This window comes from Paractinoplanes ferrugineus, assembly GCF_016862195.1.
In the GTDB taxonomy this organism is placed as follows: Bacteria; Actinomycetota; Actinomycetes; order Mycobacteriales; family Micromonosporaceae; genus Actinoplanes; species Actinoplanes ferrugineus.
The window spans coordinates 1-14,995 of the sequence record NZ_BOMM01000024.1; the positions used below are offsets into that span (position 1 = coordinate 1).

The following is a 14,995-nucleotide window of genomic DNA, read 5'->3' on the forward strand; positions in this document are numbered from 1 at the left end:
GGTTGGCCGCGCCCGCCGCTTTTCCGGGCCGGCTGACCGCTGCCCGCCCGCCTTCGCCCGGTTTCTTGGCAAGCCTCCGCGTCGCTTGTTTCTGGGCGAGCGTCCGCGCCGCTTGTTTCTGGGCGAGCGTCCGCGCCGCGGTAGGCCCACGTTCCGGAAAGTTCTTCCCGGATGTTGCGCGCCTTCTGACCCTGCAGGCGCTCCGACCAGGCTTGATCTTGCGGTCCGCCGCGCCCTCACCGGGAAAGGCCGCTCGACAAGCCTGGCCGATTCCCACATTTCGCCGGGATGCCCCGGTCCGGCAAGATCGATTCGTGCGGAGTGGGGCTGTGGGCACGGTTTCGGCTCCGACACGCTCGACCGGCCGCGCCTGGTGCGCTGGGTGGCCCTTCCCGGGTGCGGCTGCGGAGGTTGCGCCGGCTGGTGATTGCCGGCGTGCGGGGTAGGCGAGCTGGCGGGACGCCGTGGTGAGCGACCACAGGTGGCCCGGCCGGGGTCCGGGGCCGACCGTGGCGACGGCTGCCGTGGGTGGGGGATGACCGCGCTGCCCCCGCCTTCCCGGAGGCGCCCCGAGCGGCCCGGGAGGCTAGCTGTGCCAGACGGCGGCTACCTCGGGGGCTACGCGGGCGCCCTGGGTGATGGCGGCGTCGATGGCCGGCTCCCAGCGGGCTGCGTCGAAGACGTTGGGGCCCAGGGCGGCCAGGACGGTGTCGTCGGGGGCGATCAGGGCCACCTTGGATTTCCGGCGCAGGGCGTCCATCTCGGCGGCGGGGGCGCCGTGCATGCGGACCGGGGCCAAGGGGGCCAGGACGACGATGCGGGCGGCTTCGGCGGCCAGATCGGCGTTCGTGCCGGAGCGGACGCCGCCGTCCATGTAGCGGCTGCCGTCGATCGTGACGGTGGGGAAGACGCACGGTACGGCGCAGCTGGCGGCGACCGCCCGGTCGAGGGGTACGCCGCAGGAGCGGTCCCAAACCACGGGGTCGCCGGAGTCGGCGTCGACGGCGGTGATCAGCAGGGGGCGGGCCGGCCAGTCGGGCACGGGCAGACGCCGGGCCAGCATCGTCAGGTAGGGCTCTTCGCCGATCACGTCGGCGGCGCGGGCCAGGGCGCCCACTTCGGCGCGGATCGACGCGCGGTCGCGGGTCTCGTCGGTGAGGGCGGCGTAGGCCTGCGAGCCGCGGGCCCAGTCGGGGTGGATCGGCGGGTCGGCGGCGCCCGTCCGGGCCTCGAGGTGACGGGCGTCGGCGAGGTCGATGCCGCCGGCCACGACGGTGCCGGCCACCGAGCCGGCCGAGGTGCCGACGATCAGGTCGGCGGTCGTCAGATCGACGCCGGCGTCGCGCAGTCCGGTCAGGAGGCCGAGATGCCAGGCGATGCCGGTGATGCCGCCGGCTCCGAGGACGAGGGCGGTTTCCATAGCTCCATGGGTAGCACGATCAGTCCGGCAACAGCGGGCGCCACCAGGTCGGGTTGTCGCGGTACCAGGCGATCGTCGAGGCCAGGCCGGTGGTGAACTCCACCCGCGGGCGCCAGCCGAGTTCCTGCCGGATCTTGTCGTCGTCGAGCGCGCGGCGATGATCACCGGCCCGGGGAAAGCCCGCGGCGGGCGCGGGGGAGTCGGGCCCGGAGGGGTCGAGGCCCAGCTCGGTCCGGATCAGCTCGACCAGGTCGCGTTCGGCCAGTTCGACGCTGCCGGCCACGTGGTAGACCTCGCCCGGCCGGCCGTCGGTCAGGGCCAGCGCGAGGCCTCGGCAATGGTCGGCCACGTGCAGCCGGTCCCGCACCCGGGTGCCCCCGTCGCGCAACGTCGCCGGGCGGCCGTCCAGCAGGCTGGTCACCAGGCGCGGGACGGTGCGGGCGGGGTGCTGGAAGGCGCCGTACGTGTCGCTGCCGCGGGTGACCACCACGGGCAGGCCGTGGGCGCGGTGGAAGGCCAGGGCCATAAGGTCGGCGCCGGCTTTGGCGGCGGCCCGGGGCGTGCTCGGGGCGAGCGGGGAGCGCTCGGTCCAGGCGCCGGTGTCGATCGAGCCGTACACGTCGCTGGTGGAGACGTGCAGGAAGCGGGACACGTGGTGCCGGCGGGCCTCGAGCAGCACCTTGATCCCGGTGACGTCGGCGGGGTGGCCGACGGCGGAGAAGTGGACCACGGCGTCGTGGCCGCGGAAGGCGGCGTCGACCACGGGGGCATCGGTGGTGTCGGCGGGGACGAAGTCGAGGCGATCGTTCTCGACGACCGAGCCGAGGTTGGCGAAGTTACCCGCGTACGTCATCTTGTCGAGGACCGTGACGGAGGCACCCGCGAGACCCGGCAGCCGGTCCGCGAGGACCGCCCGCACGAAGTGCGATCCGATGAAGCCGGCACCGCCGGTGACCAAGAGGTTCATCCCCGGTGAAGTTCAGCCACGCGACCGGCCACGGGTAGTGGCGCGGAATGCGCGAGTGGTGACTGCCAATGGATGCCGGATGAGGCTAGTGTTTCGACATGGAACGGCGAATTTTCGGCCTCGAGACCGAGTACGGAGTCACGTGTACTTATCGGGGGCAGCGGCGGCTGTCTCCGGACGAGGTGGCCCGCTATCTGTTCCGCCGAGTGGTGTCCTGGGGGCGCAGCAGCAACGTCTTCCTTCGCAACGGTGCCCGTCTCTACCTCGATGTCGGTTCCCACCCTGAATACGCCACGCCGGAGTGCGACTCGGTCACCGATCTGGTGGCCCACGACCGGGCCGGCGAGCGGATCCTCGAGGGTCTGCTGGTCGACGCGGAGAAGCGACTGCACGACGAGGGTATCGCGGGCGAGATCTACCTGTTCAAGAACAACACCGACTCGGCCGGCAACTCCTACGGCTGCCACGAGAACTATCTCGTAAGTCGGCACGGCGAGTTCGGACGGCTCGCTGACGTGCTCATCCCGTTCCTGGTCACCCGGCAGTTGATCTGTGGTGCCGGCAAGGTGCTGCAGACCCCCCGGGGCGCCGTGTTCTGCCTGTCGCAGCGGGCCGAGCACATCTGGGAGGGCGTCTCCAGCGCCACCACCCGGTCCCGGCCGATCATCAACACCCGCGACGAGCCGCACGCGGACGCCGAGCGCTACCGGCGCCTGCACGTCATCGTCGGCGACTCGAACATGAACGAGACCACCACCCTGCTCAAGGTGGGCAGTGCCGACATCGTGCTCCGCATGATCGAGGCGGGTGTGGTGATGCGTGACCTGTCGCTGGAGAACCCGATCCGGGCGATCCGCGAGGTCAGCCACGACGTCACCGGCCGCCGCAAGATCCGACTGGCCAACAACAAGGAGGTCAGCGCGCTCGAGATCCAGCAGGAATACCTGGCCAAGGCGACCGAGTTCGTCGAGCGGCGGGGCGGCGACCAGACCGCCAAGCGGGTCGTCGAGCTGTGGGGCCGGGTGCTCAACGCGATCGAGAGCGAGAACCTCGACCCGGTCTCCCGGGAGATCGACTGGGTCTCGAAATACAAGCTGATCGAGCGCTACCAGGCCAAGCACGAGATCCCGATGTCGCACCCGCGCATCGCCCAGCTCGACCTGGCCTACCACGACGTGCGCCGGGGCCGCGGCCTCTACGCCCTCATGGAGCGGCGCAAGCAGGTCGACCGGGTGGCCAACGACCTGGAGATCTACGAGGCCAAGGAGACGCCGCCGCAGACCACCCGGGCGCGGCTGCGCGGCGAGTTCATCAAGCACGCGCAGGAGAAGCGGCGCGACTTCACCGTCGACTGGGTCCACCTCAAGCTCAACGACCAGGCGCAGCGCACGGTGCTGTGCAAGGACCCGTTCCGGGCCTACGACGAGCGGGTCGAGCGGCTGATCGCCAGCATGTAGATGACCGGCGACGAACAGTGGGGCCGCCTGCAACGGCGCCGGGAGCGGATCCGGGCGGAGATCCGGCGCAACCGGGCGGGCGGCCACCGCATTCCGACGTGGGTGCTGGCGGCGGTGCTCGGTGTCGTCCTGCTCGGTTGGGCCTGGCTGATTCTGGGCCGCTAACCGAACGGCAACCGTCAGCGTAACGGATCCGCTACCGTCCGGCTGTTCTCTTGACCGGATGACCGGGCGCGGATGGAAGAGCTATGCGGCGGTGGCGGCCGTCGCCATCGGCTTGTACCAGTTGGTGCCGGCCGACGGCTGGTGGGTGAGCGGCTGGCAGATGGCCGTCGGCTACCTGGGCGTGGCCGGGATCCTGCTCGGCGCCCACCGGCTGCCGCGACGCGACCGGCTGCCGTGGTGGTTCTTCGCGTTCGGGGTCGGCGCCAACGTCACCGGAATCCCGGTCTCGATCTACTGCCAGGAGGCGTTCGGCTGGATCACCCTGCCGAGCCCGGCCGACCCGCTGTTCCTGCTGCTCTACCCGGCCTGCGCGGCCGGGCTCGTGGTGCTGATCAGGCGCCGGGAACCGCGCGGCAACTGGACCGCGCTCGTCGACATCGCCACCATCACCACCGGGGTCGGGCTGCTCGCCTGGGTGTATGTGATCAAGCCGGTGGCGGTCGGCCAGGACATCGACATCTTCGGCCGGGCGGTGCAGGCCGCGTACCCGATCGGGGACCTTCTCCTGCTCGCCCTGCTCTCCCGGCTGTTACGGGGCGGCGGGTCCCGCGGTGCGCCGTTCTGGTGGATCACCGGTTCACTCGGTGCGTTCCTCGTCGGCGACCTCGCCTGGGTGCTGATCGGGGACCTGGGTGACGTCGGTGCGGCGCTGGAGTCGGTCCGCTGGTTGCACCGGTCGATCGACATGGTTTTCCTGGTGGCTTTCGTGCTGTTCGGCATCGGGGCCCAGCACGCCGGGGCGAAGGACCTGAGCGCGCCGGGCCTGCCGCGGCCGGTCCGGCTCGGCCGGCTCCAGCTGGCGCTGCTCACCGCCGCCTCGCTGACCGCGCCGGGACTTCTCGCGGTGCAGCTCTACCAGGGGCGGGTCACCGACGGCGCCGCCATCGTGTTCTGCTGCAGCGCCATGTTCCTGCTCGTGGTGGTGCGGATGGTGCAGCTGGTGCGGGAGATCGAGCGACAGGCGGCGCGGGTCGCCGAGCTGGCCCGCCTCGACGAGCTGACCGGGCTGCCCAACCGGCGGGCCTGGAACGACGAACTGCCCCGCGCCCTCGACTTCGCCCGGCGGGGCGGCCGGCCGGTCAGCGTCGCGGTGCTCGACCTGGACATGTTCAAGCGTTACAACGACGCCTACGGCCACCCGGCCGGGGACCGACTGCTCAAGGAGGCCGCGGCGGCCTGGCACTCGGCGCTGCGCAAGGTCGATCTGCTCGCCCGGTACGGCGGCGAGGAATTCGTGGTGCTGCTGCCCGACGCCGGCCCGGACGAGGCCCGCGACGTGCTGGACCGGGCGCTGCGGGCGACTCCGTCGGGGCAGACGTTCTCCGCCGGCGTGGCCGTCTGGGACCAGGCGGAGAGCGCCGACGAGCTGATCCAGCGCGCCGACGAGGCGCTCTACCAGGCGAAAGCGGCCGGCCGGAACCGGATCACGGCGGCCCGAGGCGAGCCGCATGCCGTCCCGCCGCCGCGGCGGTGAGGAAATAGGCGTGGTCCTGGTCGAGGCCACGGCCCATGGTCGACAGGCCGACGGGACTCGCGCGCAACGCGTCGTCGAGGCCGTCGGTGGGGACACGCACGAGGCGGTGTCGCTCGGCGAGCGGCGCGAGCGCCGCGTCGACCTCCGCGGCCAGAGCCGGTTCGAGACCGTCCGGCACCGGCAGGTCGGCGGGGAAAAGGGCGACTTTCCCGTACGCGGTGAGCGAGTGATGTGACACGCCGCGATGCCGGGGCCGCCCGTCGCCGTCGGACACCCGCAGACTCCCGACCGGCCGGCCGCCCAGCACCCCGATCGCGTTGATCGCCTCGCCCAGGGCCACGCCGGAGAACCCCCAGGTGGTGCCGGTGCCGAGGTTGCCGGGCCCCTGCGCGACGACGGTGATGTCGGCCCCGAGCACGTGCCGGGCGGCCAGCAGGCCGGTGTGCACGGTGCTCGCCTCGAGATCGCCACCGAACGCCTGACCGGTCGTGACCGTGCCGGCCAGATGGTCACGCAGGCCGTCCAGGGTGCGCGAGAACCACGCGGGAAGCGCGCCGCCGTCGGTCATCACGTACGCCACCCGGGCCTGCGGTTTTTCCTGCAGAACCCCGGCCAGGACGGCCGGGAGCGCGGAGTGCAGGTCGGCCGTGACCACCGGCATGCCGTCGAGCGACTCGGCGCTCGCCATCACCGACCGGTGCGGGGAGGCCTCCTCGTCGACGCCGAGCGAGATCGCCTGCAGCGGCGTGTAGCGGGCCTTGACCAGATGCCCGGAGTCGCGGGTGGTGCCGTCGTCGGCCGGATCGGGCGGCAGCCGGTCGGGGATCGCCACCACGAGGGCATAGCCGCCGGTGCCCAGCCCCATGACGAGCGCACCCACGTTGAGCAGTACGCGGTCGCCCTCCTGCGGCTCACCGACGAGCTCGGGATAGGCGAGCGCCCGCAGCTCGGCGCCGTCGGTGAACACCGAGAGCTCGACCGTGCCCCGCCACCGACGCCGAATTGCCCGGACCGTCCCGGACCGCCACCGCACCATGACCGGCGAGGTTACTCGACGCCGCCGTCGACGTGGTTGCGCCCGGCCCGGCCGCGCGTCGGGTCGAGGAAGACGTACCGGATGGCGGGATAGCGGGCCCGCAGGCGCCGCTCCGCCTCGTCGGACGCCTCCTCGATCTCGCCGCCGCTGACGTCGTCGTCGAAGTCGACCTTGGCCGCCACCAGCACGTCGCCCGGCCCCAGCTGCATGGTCAGCAGCGTCGGCACCGACACCACGATCGGGATGCCGTTGAGGTCGGCGGCGATCTGGTTGTGCACGCGGCGCGGCACCGAGCGGCCGACCAGCAGCGACGCGTTGCTGCGGGCCAGGACCGCGGCGACCAGGAAGAGCAGCACCCCGATCGCGATGGAGCCGATGCCGTCCCACACCTCGTCGCCGGTGAATTCGGTGAGCAGCAGGCCGGCCGCCGCGATGACCAGGCCGATCAGAGCCGCCGAGTCCTCGAAGTAGACCGCCTTGACAGTGGTGTCCGGGGTCATCCGCAGGAACCGGGACCGGGTCACCCCCCAGCGCCGCGACTCACCGGCGACCTGGCGCTGCGCGCGCAGGAAGGACGTGCCTTCGGCCAGGAACGAAATTCCGAGCACGATGTACGACCACCGGAACTCGTCGGTCTTCTCGTTGTTCACGATGCTCGTGATGCCGTGGTAGATCGAGAACCCGGCCCCGCCGACGAAGGTGAACAGGGCGGCGATGAAGGCCCAGACGAAACTCTCCTTGCCGTACCCGAAGGGGTGTTCCTCGTCGGCCGGCTGCCGCCCGCGCACCAGAGCGACGTAGAGGAAAGCCTCGGTGATCGTGTCGGCCACCGAGTGGGCCGCCTCGGACATCATCGCGGCCGAACCCGAGAACAAGCCCGCCGCCAGTTTCGCGAGGGCGATCGCCAGGTTCGCCGCGCCGGCGAGGATGACCGTGCCGACGCTCTCGTTGTTCTCGTCCGGCTCCTGGTCGATGGCCAGTGGCTCGGCCGCGGCCAGACCGACCGGGGCCTCGTTCTCAGATGTCACACCCGCCATCGTTCCCCTGCCAGGTTACGAATAACCGCCGGGGCGGCCAGGCTGCTAGCGTTGCCTCTCGTGTCGCGCACCCGCACCGAGCGCCTGGTCAATCTGGTGATCTGCCTGCTGTCCACCCGGAGGTTCCTGACCGCCGCGCAGATCGCCGCGACCGTGCCCGGCTACGAGCACGACCCCGACGATCCGCGCGACCACGAGGCGTTCCAGCGCAAGTTCGAGCGGGACAAGGCCGAGCTGCGCGACCTCGGGGTTCCGCTCGAGACGGGCACGGCGAGCATCTTCGACCAGGAGCCCGGCTACCGCATCGCACACCGTGAGTACGCGTTGCCGGACATCATCCTGGAGCCCGACGAGGCCGCCGCGGTCGGCATCGCGGCCCGGCTCTGGCAGCACGCGGGGCTCGCCGCCGCCGCCTCGTCCGGCCTGGCCAAGCTGCGTGCGGCGGGCGTCGAGGTGGACCCCCAGGCCACCCTGGGCGTCGAGCCGGTGGTCACCGTCGACCCGGCCTTCGGCCCGCTGACGACGGCCGCCCGGGACCGGCGGGCGGTCACGTTCAGTTATCGGGTGCCGGAGGTCGACGACCCGGCCACGCGCCGGCTGGAACCGTGGGGCGTGGTCTGCTGGCGCGGCCGGTGGTACGTGGTCGGCCACGACCGCGACCGGTCGGCGACGCGCTGCTTCCGCCTCTCGCGCATTGTCGGAAATGTCAGGACAGTGGGGCGTTCAGGAGCTTTTGCCCCGCCGGTGAACGCCGACCTGTTCAGCCATGTCGCCGGCTGGGACGGCCAGACCCCGCGCAACGGCCGCGCCACCGTGGTGGCCCGCCCCGGAAAGGCCGCCGGCCTGCGCCGGTGGGCCGTCGAGACCCTGCCGTCGCCGGACGGCGACCGGCTGACGCTTCCCTACGCCGACGCCGAACGGCTCGCCGCCACCATCGCCGGCTACGGCCCGGACGTCCGCGTCGAGGGCCCACCCGAGGTCCGCGACGCCGTCATCCAGATCTTGAAGGAAGTGATGGCTCGCCATGACGGCGTGGTCGCCGCATGACCGCCTGCACCGAGCGGCACATGCGCGAGTTGCGCGGTGAGGCCGCAGGCGAGGGCCAGAAGGGCATGCCTGAGGGGAGCACAGCATGACCGGGCCCAAGCACTCGGTGGACCGGCTGGGGCGGCTCCTCAACCTTGTGCCCTACCTGCTGGCCCGGCCCGGCATCCTGGTCTCCGAGGCGGCCGCCGACCTCGGCGTCAGCGAGAAGCAACTGCGCGAGGACCTCGAGCTGCTGTGGGTCTGCGGCCTTCCGGGGTACGGGCCGGGCGACCTCATCGACATGGCGCTCGACGGCGACCATGTCACGATCAGCCACGACGCCGGCATCGACAGGCCCCTGCGACTGACCCAGGACGAGGCGCTCGCCCTGGTGGTGGCGTTGCGGATGCTTGCCGAGACGCCCGGCACCGGGTCGCGGGACGTCATCGAACGGGCCCTCGCGAAGATCGAGAACGCGGCCGGCGATCTGGCCAGCGCGCCGGTGGCGGTTCGTCTGCCGGCCAACGCCGAGAAGCTCGACCGGGTGCGGGCCGCGGTCGAGGGCGGACACGCCCTGGAGATCACTTATTACACGGCGGCGCGGGACGAGACCAGTACGCGCGTGATCGACCCGATGCGGGTGCTGATGGTGGACGGGCGGGCCTATCTGGAGGCGTGGTGCCGCCGGGCCGAGGCCACCCGGATGTTCCGGGTCGACCGGATCGACGCGTTCACCGAGCTCGACGAACTGTCCGCGGCACCGTCCGAGGCGGTGCCGCAGGACGTCAGCGACGGCGTCTTCCGGCCCACGCCCGACCTGCCGCTGGTGACGCTGCGGATCGGGCGGCACAGCCGGTGGCTCACCGAGTACTACCCGGTCGAGGAGGTGCGCCGGGAGGGCCCGGGTGAGGAATGGGTGGTGACCATGCGGGTGGCCGACCTGGGCTGGGCTCAGCGCCTGCTGCTCGGTCTCGGCCCGGACGTGACCGTGGTCGGCCCGCCGGAGCTGCTCGATCGGATCCGCGCCCACGCCGCGGCGGCGCTCGACCAATATGCCAGCCCGGCCCGGTAGGGTGGCCGATGTGATGCTCTGGGTCTGGATAGCCGTGGTCGTGGTCGCGCTGGTCATCCTGCTGTCGGCGGCGGTGCCGCTGCTCGGCCGGCTCGGCCACCTGCGCCGGGCGATCGGCAAGCTGCGGGTCCGGCAGGAGGCGGCGATGAGGTTGCAGGGCAAGGTCGAGGCCCTGCGGCAACGGGCCGAGATCCTGCAGGAGACGCTCGCGGCAAGGGCGAATCATTCCTGACCTTTACAGTGCTTGACTTGCGCCGGTAACGTGCGGCGTTCTCCACGCGTTGTCCGAGACTTCGCGAATGACAGCAAAACCCAAGGGGTCCGGCAGGCATCTTCGTCGGAATAGACACGTACGATGGACCCTGCACAACTTGATCCGACCGACTGGAGTCCTCCCATGGGTGCCCTCAAGCCATGGCACATCGCCATCTTCGTGGTCGTGCTCGTGCTGCTGTTCGGCGCGAAGCGGCTGCCGGACGCGGCGCGATCGCTCGGCCGGTCGCTGCGCATCATCAAGGCTGAGACCAAGGGCCTCATCGACGAGAACAACGACGTCGCCGAGAAGGCCGAGCCGCAATACAACAGGCAGCCGATCCAGGGCGAGGTCCAGCAGCCCAACGGCTTCCAGCAGGCTCCGCCGGCCAACGGCTACCAGCAGGCTCCGCCGGCCAACGGCTACCAGCAGGCCCCGCCGGCCCAGGGCTACCAGCAGCCGCAATACCAGCAGCCGCAGCAGCCCCCGGCGCAGCCCTACGTCGACCCGGTGCAGCGCACCAACGACCGCTGAGCAAAGCCATGTCGCTGAGTCTTCGCCGTCAGGGGAAGCCCAGTAAGTTCGAGCAGGCCGCCGACGGCTCGATGACCCTGATCGACCACGTCCGGGAGCTTCGTAACCGGCTGTTCTGGGCATCCCTCGGCCTGGTCATCGGGGTGATCGTCGGCTTCCTGCTGTCCGGCTGGGTCTTCCATCTGCTGGAGCAGCCGTACTGCAAGCTGGACTCCTCGTGGACGCTGGGCAAGGTCAACCAGGGGACGTGTGACTTCCTCCAGCTGGGCGTGGGCGACGGCCTGATGCTCAAGCTGAAGATCGCCCTGTGGGTCGGCATCATCATCGGGGCCCCCGTCTGGATGTACCAGCTGTGGGCGTTCATCGCGCCCGGCCTGCACCGCCACGAGCGCAAGTGGGCCTATGTCTTCGTGTCGATCGCCGCACCGCTGTTCGCGACCGGTGCCGTGCTCGCCTACGTGGTGGTGGGCCATAGCCTGGAGTTCATCATGAGGGCGGGCGTCCTCAACACGACGACGAAACTCGAGGTGTCCGCGTACACGGGCTTCGTCACCACGATGATCCTGCTGTTCGGGGCGGCGTTCGAGTTCCCACTGATCCTGCTGATGCTCAACTTCACCGGCGTGGTCTCGGCGCCGCGGCTGTTGAGCTGGTGGCGGATCGTGATCTTCCTGTCGTTCGCGTTCGCCGCGATCGCGACGCCCGACCCCGGCCCGTTCGGCATGACCCTGCTCGCCGCCTGCATGTGCCTGCTCTACTTCATCGCGGTCGGCGTCGCCTATCTCAACGACCGGCGTAAAGGCCGTGGCAAGGAGATCTACGCCGAGTTGGACGACGACACGACCTCGCCGCTGATGGACGATCGTGTCCCGGTCGGTGCCGCCGACCCGGTCGAGGCGCCCAGCCCGATCGACGCCCCGGCGCCGGTGCACAGGCCCAAGCCGCTCGAGGGTCGTTTCGACGATATGACGTAGTAACCTCCCGCCATGACGAGCGGTGACATCGCGGTGCTGGCCAACCCCTTCGCGGGGCGTGGCCGGCACCGCGACCTGCTTCCGGGGGTGATGGAGCGGCTCGGCGCGGCCGGCCGTCCGGTGCGACTGCTCGAGGCGCGCACCTCGGAGGAAGCCGAGAAGGCCGGTCACCGCGCGGTTGCCGACGGGGCGGTCGCCCTGGTCGCCGTGGGTGGCGACGGGACCGTTCACCAGGCCCTGCAGGCGGTTGCCGGCCGGCCGGTGGCCTTCGGGGTCGTGCCGGCGGGAACGGGCAACGATTTCGCGGCGGGCACCGGCGTACCGTCCGATCCGCTCTCGGCCGCGTCGGCGATCGCCGACGCCGTCCGCGCCACCCGCGCCACTGCTGTTGATCTTGCGCGGGTCGTCGGGACCGACGGCGAGGCGCGATGGTTCGGGGCCGTGCTCGCGGCGGGCTTCGACGCGATCGTCAACGAGCGGGCCAACCGGATGCGCTGGCCTCGCGGCCCGCGGCGCTACGACCTGGCGATCGTGCTCGAGATGGTGCGGGTGCGCCCGCGCGTCTACGCCCTCGAGATCGACGGCGTGGACCACGGCTTCGAGGGCACCCTCGTGGCTGTCGGGATCTGCCCCAGTTACGGCGGTGGCCTGCGCATCCTGCCCGCCGCCGACCCGTTCGACGGACTGCTCGACGTGGTGATCGCGGCGCCGCTGAGCCGGGCGGCGATGACCCGGCTCAAGCCCCGGCTGCGCCGCGGCACACACGTGACCGACCCGCGGGTCCGGACATTCCGGGCAAGCCAGGTGCGGCTGTATGCGGACGACATCATCGCGTACGCGGATGGCGAGCGCATCGGGCCGCTCCCGCTGGAGATCACCTGCGTGCCCGGCGCCGTGCGGCTGCTTCGCTGAGCGGATCCGCCCGGCCACCGATCGGGGCGACCACCTGCCCGAGGACCTCGGGTTGCGAGTTCGGGTGCGGGTGGGTTGCGCGCGGGGCTTGGCGGTCAGGAAACCGGTGAGCGGCCGAACAGGTTGGCATGTCGCTGAACTCGCTCCGCTCGCTGACCAACGCCGCCTCGCTCGCGACCGCGGCGTTCGACACGGCTCGCACGACGCTGAAGGCGATGGCCGAAGCCGCCGCGGCGACCGCGCCGGCGGACGAGACCACCGGCAAGGAGACCACCAGCAAGTCCGCCGCCGCTGAGGCGGCGCCGGCGGCTGCCGAGCCGGTCCGGGCCGACACCGAGGCGAAGAAGCCAAGAGGCATCCGCAAGGGCGTCGAGCTGGACGCTTACGCCTGATCCCGCGGAGCGGGATCGGCCCTTCAGACGTGGCAGCCGGTCAGGGCCAGGGTGGCGGACAGGCCGTTTGGGGCGGCCCGGCGGTTTGGGGCGGCCCGGCTCAGCGGCTGGGAGCACCAGGGCCGCGCAACCGGCCTGGACCGCGCCGGCGCCGGCCGGGGTGGCGCCGACCATCAGCGTGCGCTCGGGATCGACGCCGAGCATGCCGCAGGCGCGTAGGAAGATGGCCGCGTCGGGCTTCAGTCGGCCGACCTCGTAGCGCAGACAGCAGGCGCAGTTGTTCGCCGTCGGCGTCGATGGCACCGCGGACGGTCTTGCCGTCCACGCGTACCTGTTTCGGTTTATCAGCCCTGGTGCAAGCATGTTCAGGAACCCGGATCGCTGGGTGGCGGTCCACTCGGCGATCACCGCGTCCAGAACGTCGGTGTAGGTATCGGTGCAGACCCGCCAGAGCGTCGAGGGTGACGGGCGCCCAACGGGACGGGCGTCGACCCGCGTGTACAGGCTGTCGAGAATGCCGGCGGGTACATCGGCGACCCAGCCGCTTATCGCGGTGTAGCCCTTCAGCCCAGCTACCGCGACCAGCACGACCGCGACCGGATGATCATGCCCTGATTTGACCGGCCATCAGAGACGGTGAGAATAGCTCCAGCAGACCCTGACACGAAGGCGTGAACGAGACCTCGTCCGTAGCCGCCTGGAATGCCGGATCGGTGGTGGAGATGACACGCTGCGGTACGACGAAGCTCCGTTTGCACCCGATCCGTGAGAATACCTGGTCTCAACGGGGCTTCGTCCATATCCGACACGCTGACGCCGTCATCAGCGCTCACCGTAACTGCCGATCTTGAAACGGCCGTGCTGCCACGGATGAGACAAGGTAAGGCAGTTCCAAGAAGTCGGAATCGCCACTCCTGCTAGCGTATTAGTAGTCCTGAATTGTGATGTATCCTTTGCCGCAGGTGGAGGCATCAGTAGTTCCGTAGTATCGACCGTACAGACCGTTAATAACTTTATTTGCACCGCCCGTGCCGTGGGCTACCGTGACGCCAGTATCGGGGTCGACGACCTTCCAGTGGTTCCCGCCGCAGGGCCCTGAGGAAATTACCCGGAGGTCGTGATTCGCGTTTGCGTAGACATCACCCGTATAGCAATCGATTAGCCACGTGTTGCAGCTACTACTGGTGTTAGCGAATGCCGGGCTGCCTACAAAGATCGATCCGAGCAAGCCGAGGCTTATTCCTGCGCCAACCAGTAGTCCCTTAGTGCTTCTCGTCTTCACGGTACCTACCTTCATGATGTTGTGGTCGTTATCGACCAGAGACTATCTCTGCAATGCAAATCACTCAAGTTGACAAGGGTGCAGACGTGACCCGTTCAGGTCTTTTAAACCTAATTGTGAGTGCATAACGATTGACCCAATGACGGTGAGGATAATCACATTATTGCCCTACCCTTGCAGGTCCGACCACATTGACCACGGCCGTTTCAACGTCATCCGGTGAGGTCGATGATGGTGAATGGGCTGGTCATGTGTCGCGGTTGGCCTCGGTGATGTGGGCGCGCCCGGCGAGGCTTAAAGCGTTGATCGCGAGGTTGCGTAGCGAGGCGAGGACGCGGGGTCCGGAGCGGGCGTGGACGCGGGAGTGGTCCTCGCGGTAGCAGGTACTGAGGCTTTCCGATTAACGACTTGAGTGCTCAGGGTGGCCGACCGTTCTGCCGGTTGTGGACACACCCGAACCTGTTGTGGTGCAACGAAAGAGCGCAGAACCCCGGTAGGAAGTGGACTTCTCACGGAACACTTCAAACCACGGGTCCTGCGCCACCATGAGTGTCACATACAGCGCCACCCTGCCCGTCTCCGAGTACACCGTTATGTTCGTGTCCGCTCTGCTGAACGCCGAACGCCGCCGTCTCGGGACCAGGGCCGGAACCCGTTCGCTGGGCTGTTACCGGCAGGCGATCCTGGTCCTGCGCTTGCTGCTCGACGGCACCCGGATCATCCAGCTGGCCATCGACCGCCAGATCAGCCGCTCGACCGGCTACGCCTACCTGCACGAAGGCCTTACCGTGATCGCCGGCCAGGCGCCCGGACTGTCATCAGTCCTGCTCGCCGCGAAGATGGACGGCTATACCCACGTGAACATCGACGGCACACTGATCGAGATCTACCGCTGCCGCACCCCGGCCCCGACTCCCGGCGTTGATCTCTAGTC

The 14,995-nt window shown here is 70.0% G+C and carries 14 protein-coding genes and 2 pseudogenes; 11 read left to right on the forward strand and 5 right to left on the reverse strand.

Annotated elements, in window-relative coordinates; genetic code table 11:
* Nucleotides 1–586: 586 nt before the first annotated feature.
* Together Afe05nite_RS15215 and Afe05nite_RS15220 are read right to left on the reverse strand one after the other, a co-directional pair.
* Complete coding sequence (locus tag Afe05nite_RS15215) at nt 587–1,420, reverse strand: patatin-like phospholipase family protein (RefSeq protein ID WP_203817749.1); 834 nt, start codon at nt 1,418–1,420, stop codon at nt 587–589.
* A 19-nt stretch (nt 1,421–1,439) separates the two neighbouring features.
* Nucleotides 1,440–2,387 carry a dTDP-glucose 4,6-dehydratase gene (locus Afe05nite_RS15220; RefSeq protein WP_203817750.1) on the reverse strand — a complete coding sequence of 316 codons (948 nt, stop codon included), beginning with the start codon at nt 2,385–2,387 and terminating at the stop codon, nt 1,440–1,442.
* 98 nt (nt 2,388–2,485) lie between these two features.
* On the opposite strand from Afe05nite_RS15220, the gene pafA reads away from it, so the two are divergent.
* From pafA to Afe05nite_RS15235, 3 genes are read left to right on the forward strand one after another with little or no spacing between them, the layout of a single operon-like run.
* The gene (gene pafA / locus Afe05nite_RS15225; RefSeq protein WP_203817751.1) at nt 2,486–3,844 is read left to right on the forward strand and encodes a Pup--protein ligase; all 1,359 of its coding nucleotides are present in this window, start codon (nt 2,486–2,488) and stop codon (nt 3,842–3,844) included.
* The gene (locus tag Afe05nite_RS15230) at nt 3,845–4,009 is read left to right on the forward strand and encodes a hypothetical protein (protein ID WP_203817752.1); all 165 of its coding nucleotides are present in this window, start codon (nt 3,845–3,847) and stop codon (nt 4,007–4,009) included.
* Nucleotides 4,010–4,067: 58 nt separating this feature from the next.
* Nucleotides 4,068–5,543 carry a GGDEF domain-containing protein gene (locus tag Afe05nite_RS15235; RefSeq protein ID WP_203817753.1) on the forward strand — a complete coding sequence of 492 codons (1,476 nt, stop codon included), beginning with the start codon at nt 4,068–4,070 and terminating at the stop codon, nt 5,541–5,543.
* Here the strand turns inward: Afe05nite_RS15235 and Afe05nite_RS15240 are convergent.
* On the reverse strand, nt 5,494–6,579 hold the full coding sequence (locus Afe05nite_RS15240; RefSeq protein WP_203817754.1) for a DUF3866 family protein: 1,086 nt from the start codon (nt 6,577–6,579) through the stop codon (nt 5,494–5,496). The genes Afe05nite_RS15235 and Afe05nite_RS15240 overlap by 50 nt on opposite strands.
* Nucleotides 6,580–6,590: 11 nt before the next feature.
* Nucleotides 6,591–7,616: a cation diffusion facilitator family transporter gene (locus Afe05nite_RS15245; protein WP_203817755.1), complete on the reverse strand. Its 1,026-nt coding sequence runs from the start codon at nt 7,614–7,616 to the stop codon at nt 6,591–6,593.
* Nucleotides 7,617–7,676: 60 nt separating this feature from the next.
* On the opposite strand from Afe05nite_RS15245, the gene Afe05nite_RS15250 reads away from it, so the two are divergent.
* From Afe05nite_RS15250 to Afe05nite_RS15280, 7 genes are all read left to right on the forward strand, one after another.
* Nucleotides 7,677–8,663 (forward strand): helix-turn-helix transcriptional regulator, encoded by a 987-nt coding sequence (locus Afe05nite_RS15250; RefSeq protein WP_203817756.1) that lies wholly within the window; start codon nt 7,677–7,679, stop codon nt 8,661–8,663.
* An 85-nt stretch (nt 8,664–8,748) separates the two neighbouring features.
* Entirely contained in the window at nt 8,749–9,714 is a 966-nt protein-coding gene (locus Afe05nite_RS15255) for a helix-turn-helix transcriptional regulator (protein WP_203817757.1), read from the forward strand.
* A 13-nt stretch (nt 9,715–9,727) separates the two neighbouring features.
* A complete protein-coding gene (locus tag Afe05nite_RS15260) occupies nt 9,728–9,946 on the forward strand; it encodes a hypothetical protein (RefSeq protein WP_239117832.1) in 219 nt (72 codons plus the stop codon).
* Between the two features lie 165 nt (nt 9,947–10,111).
* Nucleotides 10,112–10,501 (forward strand): Sec-independent protein translocase subunit TatA, encoded by a 390-nt coding sequence (gene tatA / locus Afe05nite_RS15265; protein ID WP_203817759.1) that lies wholly within the window; start codon nt 10,112–10,114, stop codon nt 10,499–10,501.
* Between the two features lie 8 nt (nt 10,502–10,509).
* Complete coding sequence (gene tatC / locus Afe05nite_RS15270; RefSeq protein ID WP_203817760.1) at nt 10,510–11,475, forward strand: twin-arginine translocase subunit TatC; 966 nt, start codon at nt 10,510–10,512, stop codon at nt 11,473–11,475.
* Nucleotides 11,476–11,487: 12 nt separating this feature from the next.
* Nucleotides 11,488–12,387 carry a diacylglycerol kinase family protein gene (locus Afe05nite_RS15275; RefSeq protein WP_203817761.1) on the forward strand — a complete coding sequence of 300 codons (900 nt, stop codon included), beginning with the start codon at nt 11,488–11,490 and terminating at the stop codon, nt 12,385–12,387.
* Nucleotides 12,388–12,515: 128 nt separating this feature from the next.
* Nucleotides 12,516–12,779 carry a hypothetical protein gene (locus Afe05nite_RS15280; protein ID WP_203817762.1) on the forward strand — a complete coding sequence of 88 codons (264 nt, stop codon included), beginning with the start codon at nt 12,516–12,518 and terminating at the stop codon, nt 12,777–12,779.
* Between the two features lie 23 nt (nt 12,780–12,802).
* On the opposite strand, the pseudogene Afe05nite_RS43750 reads toward Afe05nite_RS15280, so the two are convergent.
* A pseudogene (locus tag Afe05nite_RS43750) lies at nt 12,803–13,052 on the reverse strand (HAD family hydrolase); the annotation flags it as partial.
* A gap of 1,554 nt (nt 13,053–14,606) precedes the next feature.
* On the opposite strand from Afe05nite_RS43750, the pseudogene Afe05nite_RS15285 reads away from it, so the two are divergent.
* Nucleotides 14,607–14,975, forward strand: a pseudogene (locus tag Afe05nite_RS15285) (transposase); the annotation flags it as partial.
* Nucleotides 14,976–14,995: the final 20 nt, after the last annotated feature.